The organism is Streptomyces sp. DSM 116795, from assembly GCF_055792905.1.
Window position 1 is genome coordinate 5,176,684 of record NZ_CM147707.1, and the last position, 15,308, is coordinate 5,191,991.

The 15,308-nt window shown below is 72.5% G+C and carries 12 protein-coding genes; 9 read left to right on the plus strand and 3 right to left on the minus strand.

Features of this window, described 5'->3' with window-relative positions:
• Positions 1-3 precede the first annotated feature (3 nt).
• From ACSMXX_RS22285 to ACSMXX_RS22310, 6 genes are all read left to right on the plus strand, one after another.
• Positions 4-2,391, plus strand: a complete 2,388-nt coding sequence (locus ACSMXX_RS22285; RefSeq protein ID WP_473180467.1) for a GTPase — start codon at positions 4-6, stop codon at positions 2,389-2,391.
• Positions 2,392-2,546: 155 nt separating this feature from the next.
• Complete coding sequence (locus ACSMXX_RS22290) at positions 2,547-3,041, plus strand: single-stranded DNA-binding protein (RefSeq protein ID WP_473180468.1); 495 nt, start codon at positions 2,547-2,549, stop codon at positions 3,039-3,041.
• A 211-nt stretch (positions 3,042-3,252) separates the two neighbouring features.
• On the plus strand, positions 3,253-4,758 hold the full coding sequence (locus ACSMXX_RS22295) for a TQXA domain-containing protein (RefSeq protein WP_473180469.1): 1,506 nt from the start codon (positions 3,253-3,255) through the stop codon (positions 4,756-4,758).
• A 157-nt stretch (positions 4,759-4,915) separates the two neighbouring features.
• Positions 4,916-6,580 carry an energy-dependent translational throttle protein EttA gene (gene ettA, locus ACSMXX_RS22300; RefSeq protein WP_473180470.1) on the plus strand — a complete coding sequence of 555 codons (1,665 nt, stop codon included), beginning with the start codon at positions 4,916-4,918 and terminating at the stop codon, positions 6,578-6,580.
• A 19-nt stretch (positions 6,581-6,599) separates the two neighbouring features.
• On the plus strand, positions 6,600-7,121 hold the full coding sequence (locus ACSMXX_RS22305; protein ID WP_473180471.1) for an acyl-CoA thioesterase: 522 nt from the start codon (positions 6,600-6,602) through the stop codon (positions 7,119-7,121).
• A complete protein-coding gene (locus ACSMXX_RS22310; protein WP_473180472.1) occupies positions 7,090-7,752 on the plus strand; it encodes a DUF8185 domain-containing protein in 663 nt (220 codons plus the stop codon). Before ACSMXX_RS22305 ends, ACSMXX_RS22310 begins: the two co-directional genes overlap by 32 nt.
• A 65-nt stretch (positions 7,753-7,817) precedes the next feature.
• Here the strand turns inward: ACSMXX_RS22310 and ACSMXX_RS22315 are convergent, their stop codons facing one another.
• The 3 genes from ACSMXX_RS22315 to ACSMXX_RS22325 form a co-directional block, all read right to left on the minus strand.
• A complete protein-coding gene (locus ACSMXX_RS22315; protein ID WP_473184909.1) occupies positions 7,818-8,231 on the minus strand; it encodes a globin in 414 nt (137 codons plus the stop codon).
• Positions 8,232-8,894: 663 nt separating this feature from the next.
• The gene (locus tag ACSMXX_RS22320) at positions 8,895-9,974 is read right to left on the minus strand and encodes an ABC transporter permease (RefSeq protein WP_473180473.1); all 1,080 of its coding nucleotides are present in this window, start codon (positions 9,972-9,974) and stop codon (positions 8,895-8,897) included.
• Complete coding sequence (locus tag ACSMXX_RS22325; RefSeq protein WP_473180474.1) at positions 9,971-10,699, minus strand: ABC transporter ATP-binding protein; 729 nt, start codon at positions 10,697-10,699, stop codon at positions 9,971-9,973. The genes ACSMXX_RS22320 and ACSMXX_RS22325 overlap by 4 nt, the downstream gene beginning before the upstream one ends.
• Before the next feature lie 72 nt (positions 10,700-10,771).
• On the opposite strand from ACSMXX_RS22325, the gene ACSMXX_RS22330 reads away from it, so the two are divergent.
• From ACSMXX_RS22330 to ACSMXX_RS22340, 3 genes are all read left to right on the plus strand, one after another.
• Complete coding sequence (locus tag ACSMXX_RS22330) at positions 10,772-11,725, plus strand: methyltransferase domain-containing protein (protein WP_473180475.1); 954 nt, start codon at positions 10,772-10,774, stop codon at positions 11,723-11,725.
• Positions 11,726-11,830: 105 nt separating this feature from the next.
• Positions 11,831-12,565: a TSUP family transporter gene (locus ACSMXX_RS22335; protein WP_473180476.1), complete on the plus strand. Its 735-nt coding sequence runs from the start codon at positions 11,831-11,833 to the stop codon at positions 12,563-12,565.
• Positions 12,566-13,191: 626 nt separating this feature from the next.
• Positions 13,192-14,496 carry a hypothetical protein gene (locus tag ACSMXX_RS22340; protein WP_473180477.1) on the plus strand — a complete coding sequence of 435 codons (1,305 nt, stop codon included), beginning with the start codon at positions 13,192-13,194 and terminating at the stop codon, positions 14,494-14,496.
• Positions 14,497-15,308 lie beyond the last annotated feature (812 nt).

The following is a 15,308-nucleotide window of genomic DNA, read 5'->3' on the forward strand; positions in this document are numbered from 1 at the left end:
GCAGTGTCCACAGCGGATGTCCGGACCGACGGCGCGCGCGATGAGGAACAGGCCCCTCCGGCTGCTGCGCACGGCACGGAACGCGGAGCGGAGCACGGCGTTGAGCCGGGCCCGGCGGGCCTCGGCGAGCCCGGCACCGGCGACGACGCCGGCACGGGCGGCAACCCCGGTGACGCCGGTGATGCCGGTGACGCCGGCGACGAGAGCGGATGGGACGACGGGCTGATCGCCCGCCGCGCCCGCGGAGCGTCGGCACCCGGTGAGCGTCAGAAGAGGTCGAGGGCCTCGGCGCTGTGGGGGGCGGATCCCGAGCCGCCGGTGCCGGACGGCGAACTGACGGATGTACGGACCGGCGCCGGACGCCACGCCGAAACCGGCTCGGGTGCCGGCGCCGGCGCGGGCACCCGCGCCCAAGGACCGTCCCTGGGGCGGAAGTTGCCGGACCAGCCCCTGACCGGCTGGCCGATGAGCGACGCTCACGCCCCGGAACCGTACGAGAACGAGGCGTTCGGCCAGGGGAACGCGCTGGGACGCCGTGTGGTCGCACTGCGCAGACTTGTCGACCTGTCGAGATCCCGGCTCCCGAGGCCGCTGCTGGCGGAGGCCGACCGCGTACTGGACGCGGCCGACGCGCGCGAGCGCCTCTCCCGGCGGTACACGACGGTGGCGATCGCCGGAGCCACGGGAAGCGGCAAGTCCTCGCTCTTCAACGCGCTCGCCGGAACGCGGCTTTCGCAGGCCGGCATGCGCAGACCGACGACCGCCACACCGATCGCCTGCTCGTGGGAGGTGCCGGGCGGTGGCCCGGCTGACGGACTCCTCGACCGGCTCGGCATCTCTCCGTCCACGCGACGTCTGATGCGTCCGGAGTCCGACTGGAGAGGGCGGATCGACGAAGGGGCACGCAGCGAGCTGGAGGGGCTCGTCCTCATCGACCTGCCCGACCACGACTCGGCGGCGGAGGGCCACCGTGAGCAGGTGGAACTGCTGCTGCGGCTGGTCGACGCGGTGGTGTGGGTGGTCGACCCCGAGAAGTACGCCGACGCGGTGCTGCACGAGCGCTACCTGCGTCCGCTGGCCGGATACGCCGAGGTGACCTTCATCGTCCTCAACCAGACCGACCGGCTGCCGGGCGACGCGACCGGGGCCGTCCTCAACGACCTGCGGCGGCTCCTTGACGAGGACGGAATGGCGCTGGGCGAGCACGGGGAACCGGGCGCGCGCGTACTGGCGACCTCCGCGCTGGTGGGGGAGGGGATCGACGAACTGCGCACCGAGCTTGCCGGGTTCGTGGCCGCGCAGCAGGCTGCTTCGCTGCGGCTGGGCGCCGATCTGGACGTGGTGGTGGAGCGGCTGCGGCCGGCGTACGCGACGACGGGGCCGGCCGCCGCGAGCACCCCGATGGGTCTCACGGAGGACGTGCGGGAGGACTTCTCCGCCCGACTGGCGCGCGCGGCGGGCGCGGTGGCCGCCGGACAGGCGGCCGAGCGAGCCTGGCTGCGGCACGCGGAGCGGGCGTGCGGAACCCCGTGGGCGCAGCTGCAGCTCTGGTACGACGAACGTCGCTCGCGCAAGGACGCGGTGGCGGGCACGGGGGCCGGGAGCGCGGGCGGGGCGGCCGCTGAGGCCGACGGAGAGCCCGGAGTCGGCTTGTCCGACGCGTCCTGGGGCGAGCCCGTTGACGGCGATGTGCCCGGCGGCGGCTTCGAGGAGGACGGGGGCCGGTTCGAGGAGGACTGCGGCGGGGCCACGGCGGTGCCCGAGCCGTCCGTCGCGTCCGGCGGCGCCCGCCCGCGCGTGGCGCGGCCGGCGGTCGCGCACGCGGTGCGCACCGTGGTGGACGAGGCGGCCGCGGGGCTGCCGGACGCGTGGCGCAGGTCGGTGAGGGACGCCGCATGGCGTGGGGCAACCGGGCTGCCGGAGGCGCTGGACGAGTTGCTGCGGGAGGGCGCCGAGACGGGCACCGAGACGGATGCCGGGAGCCATGGGAACGGGGCCCGGGGTGCGGTGGCCGGGCGCGCGGCACCGCCGCGCCGCCCGTTCTGGTGGAACCTCGCGCTGGCCGGGCAACTGGTGCTGCTGGTACTCCAGTTGGCCGGCGCCGGGTGTGTGGCGGGGGCGGCGCTCGGGGTGAACCTTGTCGCGGAGTGGGTCGGGGTGGCGCTCCTCATCGGGGGAGTCCTCGGCGGCTCGCTGCTGGCGTGGGGCTGCAGATTCGCCGCCCGCGGGCCCGCGGGCGAGCACGGGCGGCGGGAGGAGCGGCGGCTGAGGCGGCTCGTTTCGGGGTGCGGGCAGGTGCACGTACTGGAGCCGGTCGCCGCTGAGCTGCTGCGCTACCGGGAGGTGCGTGAGCAGTACGTGATCGCGGCGGGGGACACGTCTTCGTTGTAGTGCGCGCCGGTCGAACCACTCTTCCGGGTTGCGGAGTTGTCCACAACCACCTGGTAATCCCCAGAAATCCCCAGCTCAGCGCGGCATTCCGCGAATCGGTACAAGCTGAGTTCACGCGGCGCGCATGGTGCGGCCGCCGGAGCTGAGGGGGAGCGATGAACGAGACGCATGTGACGGTCGTGGGGAACGTCGCGACGCGGGTCGAGTTCAGAACGACGGCGTCCGGGGTGCCGCTGGCGCGGTTCCGGCTCGCCAGCACGGTGCGGCGCTACGACCCGCAGGAGCGGGTCTGGTCGGACGCCGGCACGAGTTTCTACACGGTGTGGGCCCGCAGGGGGCTCGCCGAGAACGTGGCCTCGTCGGTGATGGTCGGTGAACCGGTCATCGTCACCGGCCAGTTCCGCGTCCAGGAGTCCGACCGAGACGGGCAGCACTATGTCTCCGCGGAGCTCTCGGCTTCGTCCGTCGGGCACGATCTCTCGCGCGGCACCTCGGCCTTCGTCCGGGTGTCGCCGGCTCGGCGGGGCCTGGTGGGCAGCCGCAACGGCGACGGCGGGGCAGAGGCCCTTCCCGGAGCTGCGGAGCCCGCGGCTGCGGGTGCGGGCGGGGGAGCGGAGGGCAAGATTCCAGGTCAGTCGGCCGGGCCTTGATCGTCCCGGTCCGCCGGATTCGCCGATAACGATTGTGAGTCGGAACGCTTGCATGGCCGGATCGGCGGGGATCGAGGCGCATCCGCTCCTTACGATCCCCGGCGTGGCTGACGGGGGTTCAGTGCGTGGCGGCGGGACAGCACGACGCGACCGTCCGGTCATTCCGGTGACCGCTCAACTGTCGTGCCTGTGCCGCCCGGAGGGGAATTTCATGAGGTTTGTCCGCGGGGCCGTGACCGTCATGGGCGGGCACGTGGCCGCACGTGCGGTGCGACGTGTCGCTGCCGCGCTGTCCGCCACCGTTCTGCTTGCGGCGGGCGTGACCGCCACGGCCACGCCGGCGGCGGCCGCGGTGAGAGACGACGAGGTGTCACGGCAGGGCGGCGCCACGGCCACGCTGGAGGGTCTGAAGACCTACGGGCAGGCCGTGGTCCATGAGGACGGCGAGGAGCTGACCACCGGCGCCGGGCTCTTCGAGATGGCCGTCGAGGGAGGCGGCAGGCTGCAGACGTACGGCCTCGACGTGGACAACCCCACCCAGCAGCACGCGCGTTACGGGGAGACCGACTGGGGCCGCACATCGCTGCACGACAACCCGGACGCCGGCAAGATCCTCTGGATACTGCGGCACTCCTACCCGCAGGTGAACGACCTGCAGGGGCTTGCGAAGACGGCGCGCTCGGGGAAGCTCTCGCCGCGGACGGCAGCGGCCGGCACGCAGGTGGCGATATGGCGCTTCACGGACGGCCGCAGGTCCGGGCGGGGCGGCGGTGTCCGGGTGCACGCGGCCGACCCGGCCGCCGAGAAGCTCGCCGATCATCTGCAGCGGTCGGCGCGGCGCACGGCGGAGCCGGAGGCGTCCCTGTCCCTCGGGCCTGAGGCGCTCTCCCGGAAGGACGGCAGCCGGCTCGGCCCCTTCACCGTGCGTACAGGGGCACCTCGCGTCACCGTCTCGCAGACGTCCGGTCCCGCGTCGCGGGGTGCGCGGATCGTGGGCGGCGACGGAAAGCCGGCGACCTCGGTACGGGACGGTGCCCGGCTCTACTTCGACGTGCCGGAGGAGCGGCGCGCCGGTGCGGGCTCGCTGACCGTCCAGGCGGCCACGAAGGTCCCGGTGGGGCGTGCCTTCACGGGCGTGGGCGGCCACGCCGCAAGCCAGGCACAGATACTCGCCGGGTCCAGCCAGTCGGCGGTCTCAGCGACGGCGACGGTCAACTGGGCGCGCTACGGAGCGATACCCGCCGTGAAGGCGGAGAAGAGCTGCGCTAGGGAGGGCGTCAGCTTCAGCGTCGCCAACGCAGGCAACCGGCCGTTCCGCTTCCGTCTCGGCGGCGAGGCGCACACCGTGGCGGCGGCGGGCAGCAGGACGTACACGGTGCCGGTGCGGGAGGACCAGGCCTACCGCATTCCGCTCTCGGGCCCGCGCGGCCTGCAGAAGTCCTTCACCGGTGTGCTGGACTGCGCCACCAGGAGCGCGGTGCCCGCCGTGTCCGCCGACGAGGACGCCGAAGCGGCTCCGCAGCTCCGTACGGCCACGGTGGGCGGCGGCCAGGCCGGCGCGGAGGCGGGCGAGGGCGGCGACCTGGCGGAGACCGGCAGTACGGGCAGCACCCCGGTGATCGCCGGCACAGCGGTCGGCCTGGTGGTGCTCGGCGCGATGGCAGTGCTGGCGGTGCGCAGGAAGAATCCGGACGACTCCGGCGTTCACGGAGTGTGAGACGGCGCTCCGCCTGTCGCCTTCCGCTCGTGTGCAGAGGCGATGCGGCCTCGTCCGCCCCGTTTCGGGGTCCGGGCGAGTGTGCGGCAAGATGGGTGTCGTCTGCCCATGCGGCGAGGCCGCACCCCGAAACCTACTGACTGCCGGACGGTTCCTCTTGGCTGAGTACATCTACACCCTTCGCAAGGCGCGCAAGGCGCACGGAGACAAGGTGATCCTCGACGACGTCACCCTGAGCTTCCTGCCCGGCGCGAAGATCGGTGTCGTGGGGCCGAACGGCGCGGGCAAGTCGACGGTGCTGCGCATCATGGCCGGGCTGGACCAGCCCTCCAACGGCGATGCGCAGCTCACCCCCGGCAACACCGTCGGCATCCTGCTCCAGGAGCCGCCGCTGGACGAGTCGAAGACCGTCCTGGAGAACGTCGAGGCCGGGGTCGCGGACACCAAGGCGAAGCTCGACCGGTTCAACGCCATTGCCGAGCAGATGGCGACGGACTACACCGACGAGCTGATGGAGGAGATGGGCAAGCTCCAGGAGCAGCTCGACCACTCGGGCGCCTGGGACCTCGAATCGCAGCTGGAGCAGGCCATGGACGCCTTGGGCTGCCCGCCCGGCGACTGGCCCGTCACCAACCTCTCCGGCGGTGAGAAGCGCCGCGTCGCGCTGTGCAAGCTGCTGCTCGAACAGCCCGATCTGCTCCTCCTCGACGAGCCCACCAACCACCTGGACGCCGAGTCCGTGCAGTGGCTGGAGCAGCACCTCGCGCAGTACCCCGGCACCGTCGTCGCCATCACCCACGACAGGTACTTCCTCGACAACGTCGCCGGCTGGATCATGGAGCTCGACCGCGGCCGTGCCATCGGCTACGAGGGCAACTACTCCACGTACCTGGAGAAGAAGCAGTCCCGTCTGAAGGTCGAGGGCCAGAAGGACGCCAAGCGTGCCAAGCGGCTCAAGGACGAGCTGGAGTGGGTCCGTTCCAACGCGAAGGGGCGGCAGGCCAAGTCCCGTGCGAGGCTGACCCGTTACGAGGAGATGGCCGCCGAGGCCGAGAAGACCAGGAAGCTGGACTTCGAGGAGATCCAGATCCCGCCGGGTCCGCGCCTGGGCAACGTCGTCGTCGCGGTCGAGCACCTCAGCAAGGGCTTCGGCGAGAAGCTGCTCATCGACGACCTCTCCTTCACGCTGCCGCGCAACGGCATCGTCGGCGTGATCGGGCCGAACGGCGCGGGCAAGACGACACTGTTCAAGATGATCCAGGGCCTGGAGGAGCCGGACTCCGGCGTCATCAAGGTCGGTGACTCGGTCAAGATCTCCTACGTCGACCAGAGCCGGGAGAACATCGACGGCAAGAAGACGCTGTGGGCCGTCGTCTCCGACGAACTGGACTACATCAACGTCGGCCAGGTCGAAATGCCCTCCCGCGCCTACGTGTCCGCATTCGGCTTCAAGGGCCCGGACCAGCAGAAGCCGGCGGGCGTGCTCTCCGGCGGTGAGCGCAACCGGCTGAACCTGGCGCTCACGCTCAAGCAGGGCGGCAATCTGCTCCTGCTCGACGAGCCGACCAACGACCTCGACGTCGAGACGCTCTCCTCGCTGGAGAACGCGCTGCTGGACTTCCCCGGCTGTGCCGTGGTCGTCTCCCACGACCGCTGGTTCCTGGACCGTGTCGCCACGCACATCCTCGCCTATGAAGGCGAGTCCAAGTGGTTCTGGTTCGAGGGCAACTTCGAGTCGTATGAGAAGAACAAGATCGAGCGGCTGGGCCCGGACGCCGCGCGCCCGCACCGCGCCACGTACAAGAAGCTCACCCGCGGCTGAGGCAGGCTGATCGGTTCACGTGCGTCACACATACCGGTGTCCCCTGCGCTGGTCGGACATGGACGCCTACGGGCACGTCAACAACGTCGTCCACCTCCGCTACCTGGAGGAGGCGCGGATCGACTTCATGTTCCGGCTGGCGGGGGAGGCGGCGGGTACCCCGCCGCCGGGCTCGGATTCGGGCTCGGGCTCGGGTTCGGATCCGGACTCGGGCTCGTCTTCGGCCTCGGATTCGTTCCCGGCAGAACCGGTGCCGTTCAAGGCCGGCTGCGTGGTGGCGCGGCACGAGATCGACTACCTGCGGCCGCTCTTCCACCGGTACGAGCCGGTCACGGTCGACATCTGGGTGACGAAGCTGAACGCGGCCTCGGCCACGCTCGCGTACGAGATCAAGGACGCGGCGACGGTCTACGTACGGGCCGAGACCGTCATCGTCCCCTACGACCTGGAGAAGGAGCACCCGCGGCGGCTCACACCCGTCGAACGGGCGTTCCTGGAGGACTACTTCGATGACAGCGCGGCAGCGCCTCGTATTCGCTGACCCGGGAGAGGCCGCGGGGCTCGACGCCTTGCTGCAGCGGCTGCTGCGCTGGGAGAAGGCTGCGGCGGTACGTATCCAGTCCGGCGGCGGTGCCGTCGGCGTCTTCGCCAAGCCCGCCCGCTTCGACGTGCTGGCCGTGCGGACGGCGCGGCTGCTCGAGCCGGCCGAGGTCGACGTCACCGTGTCGGCCGGCGAACTCCTCGAAGGCATCGACGAGTCGGCGGAGGCCTTCACCGTGCCTAGCGCCGTGACGGGTCCGCCGTGGGCCGGCATGCTGCCGCCGCGTGGCGGCTGGGAGGCCTTCGGCGAGGTGCCCGCGGATGCGGTGCGTACGGTCGCAGCCGCGGCCATCGGTGAATTCCGTCAGCGTGCCGAGCAGTTGGGAGAGAAGGAGCGCACCCGCGAGAAGCTGGACGCGCTCGCCGAGGAGATCTGGTCCCGGCCGCTGGGCCGGACACAGCTGCCGCTGCGCGCCGCGCATGCCGCACACGCGCTGGGATTCCTCACGGGTGACGGGCCGCTGAAGCTGCTGCGGTCCGGCTCCTGGCTGCGGCTTCGCACGCAGGCCGGCTCGGTGGTGGTTCGGAGCGGCGCCGAGAAGGGGCCGGGGCTGAGCGTCACCCCGGTCTGATCCGATTCGTAAGCATCACCGCGGCGGTGCCGGCGGCACCTCTGTGTACGCGGTGAACCGGGGGCTCAGTCGGGGGAGTTGACCATGGAACCGGCCGCGTACACGAGGTAGTCCCACAGCTGCCGTTCGTGCTCGGGCGCGAGGTCGAGGCTGTCGACGGCGTCCCGCATGTGCTTCAGCCAGGCGTCGTGCGCGGCACGGTCGACCTTGAACGGCACGTGGCGCATGCGCAGTCGGGGGTGCCCCCGCTGGTCGCTGTAGGTGCGGGGGCCGCCCCAGTACTGGATGAGGAAGAGCGTCAGCCGCTCCTCGGCCGGGCCGAGGTCCTCCTCCGGGTACATGGGGCGCAGCACTGGATCTTCGGCGACACCCTGGTAGAAGCGGTGCACGAGGCGCCGGAAGGTCTCCTCGCCCCCGACCTGCTCGTAGAAGGTCTGCGTCTGCAAGCTGCCGCGCGGAATCTCCATCACGCCTCCCATGGTCGCAGATGCGTCCACGACGCCATCAGGCGTCGTCGGACGGGAGGACGACCGGGCGGCCGGGCGGCCGGTCCGCGACCCCTGGCCCTCCGGCTTTCGCCGGGCCGGACACGGCCGCGGCGACGCGTCGTCCCTGGCGACGCGTCGCCCCTGGCGAACGGGCCGGGCCGTTGCGAGGAAGGTGCGTTGTGGGGGCACGCCCCGCGTTGTCCCGGCGGAAGGGCTGCGAGGCCGGGCGGTGTTGGCCCGGTGCCGGGGCGGGGCTCCGGTGCCGGGGTTCTGCAGGCCGTGCCGGCGGGTGTCGCCTCCGGTTGCTGCGGCGGGGCCTGAGGGCGCCGCGGTCGGCCCGCCCCGGCAGGCGTTATGCGTCGTCTTGGCGGATGGGCAGCGAGGCCGGGCGAGGTTTCCGTGCGGGGCGTGCAGGCCGTCCCGGCGGTGTCCGCCCCGGTTGCCGCGGACCGTGCCCGAGGGCGTCGCGGTGGGCGCGGGCCGGTGGCGCTGCGCGTTGTCCCGGCGGAAGGGCTGCGAGGCTGGCCGGTGTTGGCCCGGCGCCGGGCGGGGCTTCCATGCCGGGGTTCCGCACCCGGCGTCCCGGCAGGTGTCCGCCCCCGGTGACCGCGGACCGTGCCCGAGGGCGCCGCGGTCGGCCCGCGCCGGCAGGCGCTACGCGTCGTCCCAGCGGAAGAGCCGGGAGGCGATCAGCGTGACCACGGCCGCGAAGCCCAGCAGTCCGCCCATCACCGGCATCGCCGCGCCCCAGCTCTCGCCCCTGCTCAGTACGGCCTGCATCGCCTCCGCGAGGTGGGTGAGCGGCAGATAGCCGGAGACGGTACGCACCCAGGCCGGTGCGATCTCCAGCGGGAAGAACGAACCGGACAGGAACGCCATGGGCAGGACGATGATCTGCGCGAGACCGTTCGCCGCCTCCTCCGTCTTCGCCCACGAGCCGATGAGCAGCCCGATCGACATGAACGCCAGCGTGCCGCAGGCGACCAGTGGAAGGCACAGCCACCAGTTCCCGGACAGCTGCAGCCCGTAGTAGGGGAGGGTGGCCAGGCCGATGAAGATGGCGGTCTGCGCGAACGCGAGTGCGAGGTTCACGCCGACCCGTGCGCCGATCACCGAACCGGGGCCCACAGGGGCCAGCCACAGCCGCCGCAGGATCCGCTTCTTGCGCCAGCTGACGAGGTTGAGCGCAGAGCCGAAGACGCCGCCCATGGCGACGGCCCAGCTCAGCAGCCCCGGCGTGAGGAACTGTATGGGCTTGACCGACTTGTCCTCGACGCGCTCCGCCGTCAGCCGGTAGGCAGGAGGCTCTCCCGTCGCCTCCTGATTGGCCTGCTGAACGACGGAGTCGACGACGCCGCGTACGTTGCCGGAGCGCACCGAGTCGGCGGCCGAGTAGCGCAGCGCGATCTCGCCCTCGCCGTCCTGGAAGACGGCGGCGTCGGTGTCGCCCTCGCGTACCTTCTTCAGCGCTTCGGCGCGTGCGGCGGCCGAGCCGTCCGTCTTCTCGATGCTCAGCACGTCGCGCAGCTGCGCGCGTTCCGCGTCCGGTATGTCGTCGAGGATCCTCACGTCGCCGACCTGGACGATCTTCGCCTGCGCCGTGGAGTCGTTGGCGAAGAGGGCGCCGAAGAGCGCCAGGAACATCAGCGGGAAGACCAGCATGAAGAAGACGGCGGCCCGGTCCCGCAGCAGCCCGAGCGCCATGGCCCTGGACAGGCTGACGAAGCTCTTCATTCGCGGTATTCCCTCCCCGTGAGCTGGAGGAAGACGTCCTCCAGCGACCGCACCCCCAGCTCCTCGATCAGCTGCGCGGGGGCGCCCACGCGCAGAATCCGTCCGTCGTCCATGACGGCCACCCGGTCGCACAGCGTCTCGGCCTCGTCCATGTAGTGCGTAGTCAGCACGACGGTGCGGCCCTCGGAGTTGATCGTGCGGAGCAGATCCCACAGGTTCCGCCTGGCCTGCGGGTCCAGGCCCGTCGTGGGCTCGTCGAGGAAGAGCAGCTCGGGGTCGTGCACGAGGGCGCAGGCTATGGAGAGCCGCTGCGCCTGACCGCCCGAGAGCTTGTTCTCGCGGGTGCCGCGCTTGTCGGTCAGACCGACGGTCTCGAGCATCTGGTCCGCGCGTGCACCGGGGACGCCGTACAGGGACGCGAAGGTGTGTATCTGCTCGCGGGCGCTGAGCCGCTCGAAGAACGCCGACGCCTGCAGCTGTACGCCTATCCGGTGCAGCAGCGCCGGATTCCGCGGCCAGGACGCCTCACCCAGCAGACGGGCGCTGCCCGCATCCGGCTCCCTCAGCCCTTCGATGATTTCCAGCGTGGTGGTCTTGCCCGCCCCGTTCGGGCCGAGGATCCCGAAGAACTCGCCCCGCTCCACCTCCAGGGAGACGCCGTCCACTGCCTGGGTCTCCCCGTAGCGCTTGCGCAGCCCCTCGGCCGTGATCGCTTTCTCTGCCATGCGCGGGAGGCTATCTGCGGAAGGTCACCTTCAGGCCTCGCGCGCAGGGCTTCCTCGCAGCACAGTGGAGGCATGCCAGCTGCTTCGGATCTTGTGCGGCAGATCGTCGCCGGCGGTTCGCTCACCGATCCCGCGTGGCAGGCCGCCTTCGCCGAGGTACCGCGTGAACTCTTCGTGCCGTACTACTACGTCCCCGCCTCCGGCGGCGGTCAGGAGCGGCTGTGGCGGGAGGACCCCGACCCTGAGCGCCGGCAGCGCTGGCTCGCGGGCGTGTACGACGACGTACCGCTGGCCACGCGCGTGCGCGACGGCGAACTGATCTCCTCCAGCAGCCAGCCCTCCCTGATGGCGCGCATGCTGGAGGCCCTGGACGTGCGGGACGGCATGCGCGTGCTGGAGATCGGCACCGGCTCCGGCTACAACGCCGCCCTGCTCGCGCACCGCCTGGGCGGGACGCGGGTGACCAGCGTCGACCTCGACCCCGGCATCACCGGCGCCGCCCGCGAGCACCTGGCCGCCGCGGGATACCGGCCGAGGGTCGTCACGGGGGACGGTGTGCTGGGCGTCCCGGCGTACGCGCCCTATGACCGCGTCATCGCGACGTGCGCGCTGTCCGCCGTGCCCGCCGCCTGGCTCACGCAGTGCGTGCCGGGGGCACTGGTCCTCGCCCCGGTGGGGACCGGCCTGGTGACGCTGCGCGTGGACGGGCCACGGGACGGCGAGGGCCGGTTCCTTCCGACGCCCGCCTTCTTCGTGCCGCTCCGCGGTGGGCGCGGGGCGGGTGCCGCGCCGCTGTCGGCGGCGGCCTCGCGCGGGGTCCCGCGTCACGCGCAGCGGCAGGACTCCTTCCACTTCCTCTTCGGCCTCGCCGGGGGTTCGGCCGAGCCGCACGACGTGTACGAGCTGTGGCGCGGCGCAGGCCGTCCGGCCCGTGAGCGCTACGGGGTGACCGTCAGGGACGGCGTGCAGTGGGCCTGGCTCGACGATCCGGACGGGCCGCACACCTGGCGGCTCGACGGGGCGTGAGCCGACGTACCCGGGAGACTCGTACGGATGTGAACTTCCGCACTCCGGAAGGGAATCGCGGAGTCACCCCTCCTGTACGCCCGCGCGTACGTCTAGTTTCGGACGATGCTCAGCGGTTGGCCCTTCCTCGCCCTGCTCGGCGGCGTCGTGCTGCTGGGGTCGTCCGTGCAGCGGCTGGCCGGCATCGGGTTCGGACTCCTCGCCTCTCCCGGCCTGGTGCTGCTGATGGGTCCGGTGCAGGGCGTCGCGCTGGTCAACTGCGCGGGCGTCGTCATCGGGATCGCGGGGCTCGCGACGAGTTGGCGGCACGTGGAGCTGCGCACCATGGTCCCGCTGGTCGCGGCCGCCGCACTCACCGTGCCGCTGGGTGCGTGGCTCGCGCTGCGACTCCCGGAGCCGGTGCTGCTGACGGGCTGCGGGGCGCTGATCACCGCGGCCGTGCTGCTCGTGATCTGCGGTGCCCGTCTCAGGGCCATGCGCGGCAGGGGCGGCGCCGTCGTCGCGGGCGCGGCCAGCGGCTTCATGAACTCGGCCGCCGGGGCGGGCGGTCCGGCGCTCTCCGTCTATGCCGCCAACGCGGGATGGACGGCTGGAGAGTTCGTACCCAACGCGCAGTTCTACGGGCTCGCCGTCAACCTGATGTCCGCCGGGGCGAAGGGGCTGCCCCAACTGACCCGTCCCGCCTGGCTCCTGGTCGCGGGCACGCTGTGCGCGGGCATCGTGCTGGGGCACCTGCTCGCGGCCCGTACGCCGGAGAAGGGGGCGCGCCGCATCATTCTGGGGCTCGCGCTCGCGGGCGGAGTGGCAACCGGCGCGAAGGGGCTGTGGCTGCTCGCGTGAGCAGGCGGAAAGGGGCATGCCGGGGGAACCGCCGCCGTATCCGGCGCGTGTTCCCCAGGGAGTTTCCACGAAGTTCCCAGGGAGCCGGGCCGGGTGCGCCCGTCGCCAGGGTTGCCGCAGCGGGCTCCGCAGGTCCCGATCCGAACAAGATCCCTGTGGAAACGGTGTGGTTGGTGTTCCCCGTGGTCATACTCTGGCGGTGGGCCCCCAACCCGTTGCGACAGACACATCGCACAACGTAGGCGGGGTGGGCGCCGCAACGACCAGGGGGAGGACGACAAGCCGTGAAGCAGCCGCATACGGGGCCGGTGCGGGCTCCGGCGTCCGCGCTCGCGCGCCCCGGCCGTCACCCGTACCGCTGCCGTCCGGCGAGGATGGGTACGGACTACGGGGGGAACTCCCGCCGCCCGTACGCGAGTACGGGGCGGACCTGAGCCCGTGCTCCCTCCACACGGGCCGGATCCGTACCGGCCAGATCCGTGAACGACCAGATCCCTACCGACAGCCTCACCGAACCGCCCGAGCCGTCCGAGCCGTCTGAAACGCCTGAACCGTCCGACCCGACCAGCAGACACGACACAGCAGCGAGGTGATCGATGGGCCCCGCGGGACCCACCGGACCGGTGATGAGCCGGGAGGAGGCCGACCGTGCGCTGGAACGGCTCACAGCCGAACACGAGGCGGTCGAGTCGTCGTTGCTCGCGCTCCAGGACCACGCGGGCCGGCGCCTCCTCGAAGGCGCGCAGCTCACCGGCACCACCGCACAGCGCTGGACGCAGGCCGAAGCGGCCATCACGCGGCTGTGGAACGTGTTCGAGCACTACAGCGGCGCCCTCACGAAGGCTCAGGAGGTACGTGAGCGGCGGCGCTGGCCGAGCCGCGAGGACCTCGCCGAACTGACGCGGCTGCTGCGCGGTCCCCGCACGATCCCCGGCAGCGCCCTGGGCGAAGGCGGGCCCGCCGAGGGCGGGGGAGGCGGCGGCGCACGCCTGTCGGAGGAGGTGACGCTCGGCGGCCTCGTCGAATGGATGAACAACTGGTACGCGCAGGCCCTCGACGTCGTCGCGGCAGCCGACTCGGTCTGGTCGGCCCTGCCCGCCCGCATAGACATGCTCGCCGCCGAACTGCGCCGCGTGCGCTCCCTCGCGCACTCCGTGGGTGTACGCCCCGGGGAGCACCCCTCCGGCGACGATCTGGACCGTACGACCGACGAACTCACCGCGCTGCGCGCCGAGGTGGTCTCCGATCCCCTCGCGTTCTGGACCTCCGCGGGCGGCAGCAGCGCACCCGGCGGCGGCAGACCCGACACGTCACGCTACGACCGCGCCGCGCGCGAACTGGAGGACATCCGGCGGGAGATCGACGCCGTGCTCAACGTCCGCCAGGACTCGGAACAGCGGCTGATGCAGCTGCGCGACGTGCTGTCACGCGCGGACCGCACTCTCGCGGAGGCCCGTGAGGCACGCGGCGAGGTGCTGGCCAAGATCGCGGCCTCGGAGGTCCCCGCGGTGAGCGGACCCGCGACGGCGCTGCACGAGGAGCTGTCGGCGGCCGCCGAGTACAGGCGCCGTTCCCAGTGGCACCGGCTCTCGCCCCTGCTGGAGAGCCTGGAGCAGCGCGCCGAGGACGAACTGGACCGAGCGCGGGCCCAACTCGCCGCCGTCACCGCACCGTTGGCGGTACGGGCGGAACTGCGCGGGCGTCTGGACGCGTACAAGGCGAAGGTCGCGCAGCAGGGGATGGGGGAGGACCGGATGCTGATCGAGCGTTACGACGCGGCGCGGCGCATGCTGTGGAGTGCGCCGTGCGATCTGCGGGCGGCGGAGGACGCGGTGCTGCGCTATCAGCACGCGGCACAGGATGTCCTCACGGCGCGGCAGGGCGGCGGCAGCGGCGGGCCCGCGCGGGCCGAGGGGGTGGCGGACTCGTGACCGGAGTACGGGGCCGGGGCGCGGAAGGGGGACCCGGGAAGCGGTACGCCGTCCCGGCCCCGGCACGTGTGCCGCGGACATGCCCTTTGGCTCGTCCGGCTCGCGCAGTCCGGCGCCGAGAGGATCGAACCGGCGGAACGGGCCTGCCCGTTCGGCCCAGGACGTGGGTGTGACCATGCTTGATCAAATGTCTGCGTGTCCGAGCTGCTCCGAGCCGCTGGCGGTGGGGGACCGTTTCTGCGGTGTCTGCGGCGCCGATCTCACGGCTGCCGTGCGGCATCCGGCACCCGGCCCGGGCGCCGCCCACGGCGACGTGTGGCCCGCAGCTCCGGGCAACGGGGCGGTGCCGGCGACGCCGCCGCCTGGACCGCCGGCGCCACCGCTCGCGCCCGGATCGGCACCGCCTGCACCGGGGACGCCTGGGCCGGGAACGTCCGCACCGGGAACGCCCGCGGGCGAGCCCGACTTCACGCTCGCACCGGCGGAGGGCACGTCCGCGGGGGTGCCGGTTGCGGGGGCCACGGGCGGCCCTCCGGTTCCGCCTCCCGGGCCTCCGGTTCCGCCTCCGGGGCCGCCGCCGCCCGTACCCCCGTCGGCTGTGCCCACGCCGCCCGGGCCGACGCCGCCTGCGCCGATGTCGGCGTGGCCGCACGAGCAGCCGCCGTCCGCGCACCCGTCCGGGCCTCCGGACCTACCCTCGGGGCCACCGCCTTCCGGGCTCTCCGGGTCTTCGGGGTCTTCGGGGTCTTCGGGGCCTTCTGGTCCGCCGGTCCCGCCGCCCGGGCCGCCCCCGCCGCTGCCGGCGTCCGCGC

Excerpts from the sequence above, each read along its gene's own strand:
- ACSMXX_RS22290 (WP_473180468.1), top strand. The coding sequence starts at position 2,547 with ATGAACGAGACGCATGTGACGGTCGTGGGGAACGTCGCGACGCGGGTC.
- ACSMXX_RS22295 (WP_473180469.1), top strand. The coding sequence starts at position 3,253 with ATGAGGTTTGTCCGCGGGGCCGTGACCGTCATGGGCGGGCACGTGGCC.
- ACSMXX_RS22310 (WP_473180472.1), top strand. The coding sequence starts at position 7,090 with ATGACAGCGCGGCAGCGCCTCGTATTCGCTGACCCGGGAGAGGCCGCG.
- ACSMXX_RS22315 (WP_473184909.1), bottom strand. The coding sequence starts at position 8,231 with ATGGGAGGCGTGATGGAGATTCCGCGCGGCAGCTTGCAGACGCAGACC.
- ACSMXX_RS22320 (WP_473180473.1), bottom strand. The coding sequence starts at position 9,974 with ATGAAGAGCTTCGTCAGCCTGTCCAGGGCCATGGCGCTCGGGCTGCTG.
- ACSMXX_RS22325 (WP_473180474.1), bottom strand. The coding sequence starts at position 10,699 with ATGGCAGAGAAAGCGATCACGGCCGAGGGGCTGCGCAAGCGCTACGGG.
- ACSMXX_RS22330 (WP_473180475.1), top strand. The coding sequence starts at position 10,772 with ATGCCAGCTGCTTCGGATCTTGTGCGGCAGATCGTCGCCGGCGGTTCG.
- ACSMXX_RS22335 (WP_473180476.1), top strand. The coding sequence starts at position 11,831 with ATGCTCAGCGGTTGGCCCTTCCTCGCCCTGCTCGGCGGCGTCGTGCTG.
- ACSMXX_RS22340 (WP_473180477.1), top strand. The coding sequence starts at position 13,192 with ATGAGCCGGGAGGAGGCCGACCGTGCGCTGGAACGGCTCACAGCCGAA.